The organism is Ornithinibacillus proteolyticus (genome assembly GCF_039581225.1).
GTDB classification, from domain to species: Bacteria; Bacillota; Bacilli; order Bacillales; family Amphibacillaceae; genus Ornithinibacillus; species Ornithinibacillus massiliensis.
In genome coordinates this window covers 70,527-76,951 of sequence record NZ_JBCPXV010000017.1, presented here as the reverse complement: position 1 = coordinate 76,951, position 6,425 = coordinate 70,527, and the positions used below count along the sequence as shown (strand labels likewise).

Here is a 6,425-nt window from a genome sequence, read left to right as displayed (position 1 = left end):
AATTTAAAAAAGTAAAAAAGCGGAAACAGATGGAAAGATATAAATCTGAAACCGTTGTCAAATTTGGAATTAAAACAATACAAAATAAGGGACTTTAAAAATCTCCCACAAATACTTGACTCAATCAAGCTAAGAGCTCAATTTGACAATTACAGTAATATATGCCATAATGAACTAGTTACTAAAGTAACATTCGAATCTGGCATTCTACAATGTTTTTGTTGATGCTTATTCACACTGGCGCGACTAAGGGGTCGCAAGGACGTAAGAGCAGGTAGGGCTTACGTTGCTTAAGTTAGAAGACATCGGATTGATTCCTTGCTTTTGGCAAAAGCTAAACAATCCAGTGGAAAATTTACCGCGGTTAAAGTGAAATTCTATGAAATTCGGAAGCGTTACCGAATAAGACAACGAATGATAAATCTTAATTATGAATTGAATTTCCCACCCAAAACAAATTGGGATAAAATATAAATAAACGATGTGTTACTTTAGAAATATAAGGGGTACCCTATAACTTGGGTATCCCTTTTCCAATACATATAAGAAAGAGGGTTTGCGTAAATGGAAATTGGTACAATTCAAACAATGACAGTTGATCGCAAAATTGATAGTGGTTACGTACTAAAAAAGGATATGACAGAGGCGCTTTTACACCATAATGAAACAGAAACAGCATTAGAAGTCGAGCAAGATGTAAATGTTTTCTTATATCAAGATAAAAAAGGCAATTTAACGGCAACTACTATGCTTCCAGAAGTCGTTATGGATCAATACGGATGGGCAAAGGTTGTTAGTGTTCTTCCTAATTTAGGAGTATTTGTTGATATTGGGACGACAAAGGAATTTTTAGTCTCTAAGGATGACTTACCATTATTTGAAAATGTTTGGCCTAAAGAAGAAGATATGCTTTTTGTAACTTTAGGTAAGGATAGAAAAGGAAGATTATTGGCCATTCCCGCAACAGAAGGCGTCATGCAAAGAGAATTTGAGCATGCACCTGAATCATTACTAAATCAAACGGTTACTGGTCGTGTTTATCATACGAGCAGAGAAGGTACAACCATACTGACAACTGAACATTATCGTGGATTCATCCATCATACCGAGCGAAAAACCGAGCCTCGTTTAGGTGAGCTTGTCGAAGGACGAGTGATTGAAGTTCGCTTTGACGGTACATTAAATGTTTCTCTTCGCCCGCTCAAACAGCATGGAATGATTGAGGATGCTGATTTAATTTTAACTCATTTAGAGGAACATGATGGTGTAATTCCATTCAGTGATAAAAGTGATCCTGAAGACATTCGAGGGACATTTAATATAAGTAAAGCAGCTTTTAAACGAGCTTTAGGTAAGCTAATGAAAGAAGGAAAAATAGAACAACGAGATGGAAAAACATATCTGAAATAAAGAAAAACATCGCACAGTTCATTACACTGTGCGATGTTTTTTTAAGCTTCGTTATCATGAATTTGAAAGGCATGGCTAACACTAGTAACGATAAAGCTAATAGCTGCTGCAAAAAGAGCTGCTATTGCCCATCCCCCTAGTCCAACCTCTCTTACCATGATGTTCATCGGAGCAGCAATACAAGCAAACACTATCCCCGCTAAAGCAAGAAGGGCACTTGGGTAATAAGGTACATACCCCTCGCCTCCGGTCATTTTTAACAATACAAACCCTAAAACAATGCCAATTACAGCCAAGATCGCGCCAATAGTTATAACCGTTTGAACTAACATGTGTACACCTCACTTTTATTACCTATTTATATTAGTATCGTAAATTTTTTATGTTTCACTAATATATTTTCCGAAAAATTTGAATAGTTATAAACAATCGTTATTTTAGTTAACCTTGATAAGGTTTTCTTGTTTAACATACCAAAAGAAAGGAGTATTTATTTATGAAAAACCGTTTTTTATGGCAATTACTTGTTGCTTTTGTATTAGCTATTATAGTTGGGTTGCTATTAGGTGATAGGGCGGCATATGTTCAGCCACTCGGAGATTTATTCTTACGTCTCATCCGTTTCATTATCGTACCATTAATCTTAGCCACGATTATAGTTGGTGTAACGAGTGCTGGTAGTATGAAGAAACTCGGTAGATTAGGTGGGAAAACCATCTCCTTTTACCTTGTGACTAGTTTTTTTGCGATTACCATCGGTCTAATAGTTGCACTCCTACTATCTCCAGGAACAGGGGTTGATGTAAGTCTAAACGAAGAAAATATCCCATCAGGTGAAACACAAAGTGTGATGGATACACTGCTAAATATTATTCCTACGAATCCCATTGAATCACTTGCAACCGCTAACATTTTACAAATTATCTTTTTCGCTATCTTTCTAGGACTAGGTATTACACTGGCAGGTGATAAGGCAGCACCTGTACAACGATTTTTCGATGGGCTTGCTGAAGTAATGTACAAAATTACCGCAGTCGTAATGAAGCTAGTTCCTCTTGGTGTCTTTGGCTTACTTGCTCCAATTGTCGGGCAATACGGTCTTGATGTCTTAATGCCATTAATGAAGTTAATAATCGCCATATTAATTGCTAGTGTGCTTCATATCGTCGTAATCTACTCTATTGCTCTTAAAACATTAGGAAAAATGAGTCCCTTACAGTTTTTAAAAGGCATACTCCCCGCCGTAACAGTAGCATTTACAACATGTAGCAGCTCAGGCACACTTCCTGTTACCATGAAAAACACACAAGAAAATCTTGGTGTATCAAAAGAGACCTCCAGCTTTGTCTTGCCATTAGGTGCTACCATTAATATGGATGGAACTGCAATTTATCAAGGGATAGCTGTTATGTTTACTGCCCAATACTTTGGCCAATCGCTATCTATCGGGCAACTTCTAATTGTTGCTCTTGTAGCAACCTTAGCTTCTATTGGTGCAGCAGGTGTTCCTGGTGCAGGTATGGTTATGCTAACCATGACACTAGCAGCCGTTAATCTCCCACTTGAAGCCATTGCGCTAATTGCTGGAATTGACCGTATTTTAGATATGATTCGTACAGCGGTTAATGTGATGGGAGATGCCACGGCAAGTGTAGTAGTGGATCAATCGGAAAATAAAAATAAGGCTGTAGCAGCATGATGTAACAAGACCATCAGTATTAACTGGTGGTCTATCCCTGAATCTATAATAGCAGCCCCTCCTTTTCCTATTTACCTAGAGGTAACAACATAGAAACTTTAATCGATAAACTTATGGTAAAACGAAAAAAGCACAGAACAAAGATCTGTGCTTTTCATAATACATCTGTTTCATGCGGTTCGCTCAAAAATTATCTTGCTTCTACATATTGAGGTTTTGACTTTTGCTTATGTATAGCAATATAAAGTAAAATAATGCCGCCAATAAATAAAATGGTTTTGATAAAAGAGAAGTCGGTGAATCCTAATACCATGTTTAGTAGACCCAAAACACCAACAAATAGTAACAAATACAGAACTACAAACTTGTTATTACCCATTACTTTACCCCTCCGTTTTAATACTAAATGTCTTTTCAATAATCCTTCCCGTAACAAGGCAGTTTATTTAATCTATTTTTAATTCCTTATATTTCCATATTAACATATCATCCACATTATTTGAAAAATAAATCATGATGGTGAAATGTAAAATTAACGAGATTTAGTATTTAAGAAAACCCCTTTCCCTTTCCTGCATTCGCTATCAACATTGAAAAACAAATATTCACATTCTTCCAACCAAAAAAGTCTTCATTTCCTCCCAAATAGTGTACACTATAATAGAAATTTGATTTCATTAATTTTAAGGGGGAATTTATATGCTAACGTTTGAAAATTATACATACGAAAGACCAGATTTTGAGCAAGAAAAAGACAAGTTTGCCAAGCTATTAGAAGCTTTTACCAAAGCTAAATCGGTAGAAGAACAGAATGAAGCAATTGAAGCAATCAATGCTTTCCGAAATCACATTTCCACTTTATTTAATCTTGTTTACGTTCGTGCTTCCATTGATACAAATGATGAATTTTATCAAAAGGAACGTGATTATTGGGATGAGATTTCCCCTGAGGTGCAAAAATTAAATACTGATTTTTACAAAGAATTAGTAAAGACTCCATTCCGAGCAGATTTAGAGGAAAAATGGGGATCACAATTATTTGAAATAGCGGATTACTCGATTAAAGGATTTGCTCCTGAAGTAATGGGACTACTGCAAAAAGAAAATAAACTAACATCCGAGTATTCGAAATTAGTTGCGTCAGCTGAAATCGAATTTAATGGCAAAACGTACACATTAGCTCAGCTTGGTCCATTCCTACAGGATAAGGATCGTGAAGTCCGTAAAAACTGTGCTAGAGCTTCTGCACGCTTCTTCGAGGAAAATGCCGAGAAATTTGATGACATTTATGATCAATTAGTGAAAGTTCGTCATGAAATCGCGACCACGCTTGGTTATAAAAACTTCGTAGAATTAGGCTATATTCGCATGATGCGGATTGATTACAATGCAGAAATGGTTGCCAATTACCGGAAGCAAGTACAAGAATACATTGTACCTCTAGTATCGAAGCTTTATGAAAAACAAGCAGAACGCATTGGGCTTGATTCCTTGAAGTTCTATGATGAAAGCTTCCAATACAAAACAGGAAACGCGAATCCAAAAGGTTCACCAGAATGGATTATCGAAAATGGGAAAAAGATGTATGAAGAGCTGTCACCAGAGACGAATGAATTCTTTAATTTTATGATTGAACGTAATCTAATGGACCTTGAAGCGAAAAAAGGAAAAGAATCTGGTGGCTATTGTACCTTTATCGAGGATTATCAATCACCATTTATCTTCTCTAACTTCAATGGTACTTCAGGAGATATAGATGTATTAACACACGAAGCAGGTCATGCCTTCCAAGTGTATCAAAGCCGTAGTATTGGTATCCCAGAATACATTTGGCCGACCCATGAAGCTGCTGAAATACATTCTATGAGTATGGAATTCTTCACTTGGCCATGGATGGAATTGTTCTTCCAAGAGGATACAGACAAATATAAGTATTCCCATCTATCAAGTGGATTACGTTTTCTTCCATATGGCGTAGCTGTTGATGAGTTCCAGCATTTAGTTTATGAAAATCCAGACTGGACACCTGAAGAGCGAAAAGCAGCTTGGAAACAAGTAGAGGAAAAATATTTACCACATCGTGATTATGATGATCTGCCGTACTGGAGTACCGGGGCAATTTGGCAGCGCCAAGGACATATTTATGATGTGCCATTTTATTACATCGATTATACTTTAGCACAAATCTGTGCCTTCCAATTCTGGAAACGTTCAAGAGAAAACCGTGAAGAAGCTTGGAGTGATTATTTGAAGCTTTGTAAATTAGGCGGTTCTAAACCTTTCTTAGAATTAGTAAAAGCAGCAAACTTAAAATCTCCATTTGAAGAAGGTACTGTCGAATCCACGGTAAAAGCAATAGAAGCATGGTTAGATAGTGTGGATGATAAGGCTTTATAATAGGAAAAAGGGCTGAGACATAACGAAAACAAAGGTAATAAAATACGAACCATCACTATCATTACCCGGAAATATACGGAGACTCCTGTGGGAGGAAAGGGCACGGCCTGAGACCCCGGAACAGCTTTAGCTCTGAGGAGGCTCACCAGCCGCCCACGATACTTAATTTTCGCGCGAACTACCTCAAAAATCGCGCGAGGATTCCTATTTTCGCGCGAGCTCCCATGAATTTCGCGCGGGCTCCCCCATAAATCGCGCGAGACTTTCTTTGTCGCGCGATTTATGCTAAATGTCGCGCGTTTTTTTATGATTCTCGCGCGAATTTGATCGTATATCGCGCGAAGATTTCTAGTTTTACGTGGGGTTCCCGGTTTCGCACTAACCGCAAGTATATTTCGGGGCGGGTTTGATGCGCTAACTTTCATGTTCGGTTTATCCTATGTTAGAAATAGTTTTGTCTAAAGCCTTCTCTTATGTACTTGGTAAATATTTATCCAGTTTTACAACGTAATTAATTGAATTTAATTCTGTGTGTAATTCATGTAAAAAATCACTCGTAGCTTGCAGTAACGTGTTTGTAGGAATAATCTCATCGACACTAAATTTTTGCCAAATTGACGTAAGCCTCCATTGATGATGATCCCTATACACAAAGTTAATGATCGGCTCATCATGATCAATCGATCGATAATTCATATCTATCATGCGACCATTATTTACATGTTTAATCCATTCACCTAATTGAACTCCAAGCTCCGCTATCGTTATATAGGGTTCGTGAAAGAATACATGGCCATTCACTAAAATCGTTAAATCCGCTTCTAGAAAGCCAAGCTGATAGGCATCCTTTGTCGTACTTTCCTTCGTTAATTGAAAGGAGAATGTTATATCCATTTTATCGTTCCTCACTATTAATGCT

General features: G+C 37.3%; 6 protein-coding genes. 3 read left to right on the top strand and 3 right to left on the bottom strand.

Translation table 11 applies throughout. The features are described 5' to 3' along the window. Positions 1-564 precede the first annotated feature (564 nt). A complete protein-coding gene (locus AAIB49_RS10010) occupies positions 565-1,410 on the top strand; it encodes a CvfB family protein (RefSeq protein WP_339213701.1) in 846 nt (281 codons plus the stop codon). Between the two features lie 41 nt (positions 1,411-1,451). Here AAIB49_RS10010 and AAIB49_RS10005 read toward each other — a convergent pair whose 3' ends face one another. After that, complete coding sequence (locus AAIB49_RS10005; RefSeq protein WP_339213700.1) at positions 1,452-1,742, bottom strand: hypothetical protein; 291 nt, start codon at positions 1,740-1,742, stop codon at positions 1,452-1,454. Positions 1,743-1,906: 164 nt separating this feature from the next. Here AAIB49_RS10005 and AAIB49_RS10000 point away from each other — a divergent pair, with 164 nt between their 5' ends. Beyond that, positions 1,907-3,109: a dicarboxylate/amino acid:cation symporter gene (locus AAIB49_RS10000; protein WP_343457986.1), complete on the top strand. Its 1,203-nt coding sequence runs from the start codon at positions 1,907-1,909 to the stop codon at positions 3,107-3,109. 190 nt (positions 3,110-3,299) lie between these two features. Here AAIB49_RS10000 and AAIB49_RS09995 read toward each other — a convergent pair whose 3' ends face one another. Continuing rightward, positions 3,300-3,488 carry a hypothetical protein gene (locus AAIB49_RS09995; RefSeq protein WP_339213696.1) on the bottom strand — a complete coding sequence of 63 codons (189 nt, stop codon included), beginning with the start codon at positions 3,486-3,488 and terminating at the stop codon, positions 3,300-3,302. A 320-nt stretch (positions 3,489-3,808) separates the two neighbouring features. Between AAIB49_RS09995 and AAIB49_RS09990 the strand changes: the two genes are divergently transcribed. Further along, on the top strand, positions 3,809-5,506 hold the full coding sequence (locus AAIB49_RS09990) for a M3 family oligoendopeptidase (RefSeq protein WP_339213694.1): 1,698 nt from the start codon (positions 3,809-3,811) through the stop codon (positions 5,504-5,506). 471 nt (positions 5,507-5,977) lie between these two features. Here AAIB49_RS09990 and AAIB49_RS09985 read toward each other — a convergent pair whose 3' ends face one another. Beyond that, the gene (locus AAIB49_RS09985) at positions 5,978-6,415 is read right to left on the bottom strand and encodes a DUF7878 domain-containing protein (protein ID WP_343457985.1); all 438 of its coding nucleotides are present in this window, start codon (positions 6,413-6,415) and stop codon (positions 5,978-5,980) included. Positions 6,416-6,425: the final 10 nt, after the last annotated feature.

Excerpts from the sequence above, each read along its gene's own strand:
- AAIB49_RS10010 (WP_339213701.1), top strand. The coding sequence starts at position 565 with ATGGAAATTGGTACAATTCAAACAATGACAGTTGATCGCAAAATTGAT.
- AAIB49_RS10005 (WP_339213700.1), bottom strand. The coding sequence starts at position 1,742 with ATGTTAGTTCAAACGGTTATAACTATTGGCGCGATCTTGGCTGTAATT.
- AAIB49_RS10000 (WP_343457986.1), top strand. The coding sequence starts at position 1,907 with ATGAAAAACCGTTTTTTATGGCAATTACTTGTTGCTTTTGTATTAGCT.
- AAIB49_RS09995 (WP_339213696.1), bottom strand. The coding sequence starts at position 3,488 with ATGGGTAATAACAAGTTTGTAGTTCTGTATTTGTTACTATTTGTTGGT.
- AAIB49_RS09990 (WP_339213694.1), top strand. The coding sequence starts at position 3,809 with ATGCTAACGTTTGAAAATTATACATACGAAAGACCAGATTTTGAGCAA.